The following is a 1,712-nucleotide window of genomic DNA, read 5'->3' on the forward strand; positions in this document are numbered from 1 at the left end:
GAATATATGGCTCTCATTCTCCGGAATGGTGGCTCTCAAAATCCGGACAGGTGGCTCAAAGAGCCCCGGAATAATCATTTTATAACAACTACTGGTTTTCCCTGCTTACCTGCTCCTGGAATAATATGCCATATTTTAGTTCCTTCTTTCTCTCTCATAGATATTTTATCACCAGTCAAAAGAATTGCTCTATCTGTATTTTCTCCAATTGCAAGATTTTCTGTATATTTTTCATATTTCTCTATGAAATCAGAAAAATTATATTCAGGTTTTTTGCCTTCTTTAATTGCCTCTCTTTGTTCCTCTATTAATGGATTATTTCTTTGTAAATAACTAAATTTACATGAATATGCTGTAAGTGTTTCTACCTTTGTCATTTGATTACCTTTCTTTTGTTTTTATCTAAATTGAATATATAAATCCTTTTTGTATATTCAGAATTATATCATACCTCCAATCTTTTCACCACAGAAAAGCACCCAAGTTACATAAACCTGGATGCTATCGTTTCCTATTACAATATTTTATTTTTAAACTACCTTGAACATATTCTGCTTCAAAGGCTTATCATCTTTATCCGAAATTCCCATTTCTTTTCTTGCATTTTCCAGTCCCTGCATTTTCTGTAGTTCTTTCTCTGCATCATCCAATCCCATATGGGTATACACATTCAAAGTAACTCCTATATCTGAATGTCCCATCAGGTATTGCAATGTCTTGGGATTCATTCCCGATTTTGCCATATTCGAGCAATATGTATGTCGGCATACATGTGGATGTGTCAAGTATAGGACAAAAAAAATTTTATTTTTTTCTGCCGAAGACTATCTGACGCTTCCATCAGGTAGTCCCAGCACCTTTATTATCTTCTGATAAGTCATTTTTGTCCTGCTCAAGTTATCTTTGTTCTGAAAAAATATCGTCAAAATTCCATTCGATTTCGATTTCATCCTGACTATGAACACGGATCACCTTGATAATCTCACGCAGCTTCTCTGTATCGAACTTTTGAATTCCCAAGAAATCTTTTAGTTTTATTTTATCAGAAAGTTCATTTTGTTCAAGAAGCTTTTTGCTATTCTCCGCATCTTCTATTTTTCGTTTAATTTCATCCAGCTGTCCACTTATCTTTTCCGCTCTCTGCTTATACAAATCACGATCCATACGACCATCTTTGTAATCATCATAGAGTTTCATCTTTTCTGAAGTCAATTGTCGGCTCTATTTTTGCAATTCTGCGGTATTGATTTCTTTGTAGTCGCATTGCCTGTTGTAAGATACTTTCTTTTCTTTTTCCAACATTGACGCTGCATACTGATGAACAAGCCCAAGGATATTCTCCTCCAGCGGTTCCCGTCGGATCACCAGACTTCGACACACAGGATCTCCATTGGTTCGAGCATCTGAGCATTTTAGCAGATGCTCCGTTTCTTTTAGCAAAGAATGCCCACAGTTGGCACATAACAGCAATGCTGGCTGCTTTTTACGTCTTTCCAGAGTAAAATTGGTGCGTGATTCCGCAACACTTCTCTTCTTTTTCGGATGCATTTCATTTGCTTTTTCAAACAATACCCTGTCTATAATTGCCGTATGATGATTTTCCAGGCGAACCCATTCTGTTTCATCATTCAGAACTGCTTTATGACCGGTATGCATACTGCAACGTGTTTTTCCCCAGATTCTGGTTCCAATATAAATCTCATCCCGGACAA

The 1,712-nt window shown here is 36.5% G+C and carries 4 protein-coding genes; all 4 read right to left on the reverse strand.

From position 1 onward, the window contains the following. Window positions 1–74 precede the first annotated feature (74 nt). Entirely contained in the window at window positions 75–377 is a 303-nt protein-coding gene (locus LKD71_RS17940; RefSeq protein ID WP_227616418.1) for a hypothetical protein, read from the reverse strand. A 153-nt stretch (window positions 378–530) separates the two neighbouring features. After that, a complete protein-coding gene (locus LKD71_RS17945) occupies window positions 531–785 on the reverse strand; it encodes a tyrosine-type recombinase/integrase (protein ID WP_227616419.1) in 255 nt (84 codons plus the stop codon). A gap of 112 nt (window positions 786–897) precedes the next feature. Then, window positions 898–1,212, reverse strand: coding sequence for a hypothetical protein (locus LKD71_RS17950; protein ID WP_227616420.1), 315 nt, complete (start codon window positions 1,210–1,212; stop codon window positions 898–900). A 9-nt stretch (window positions 1,213–1,221) separates the two neighbouring features. Next, window positions 1,222–1,712 (reverse strand): recombinase family protein (locus LKD71_RS17955; RefSeq protein ID WP_227616421.1); only part of this gene is annotated, 491 nt, incomplete at its 5' end.

Origin of the sequence: Fusicatenibacter faecihominis, assembly GCF_020686945.1 — a bacterium.
GTDB lineage: Bacteria > Bacillota > Clostridia > Lachnospirales > Lachnospiraceae > Limivivens > Limivivens faecihominis.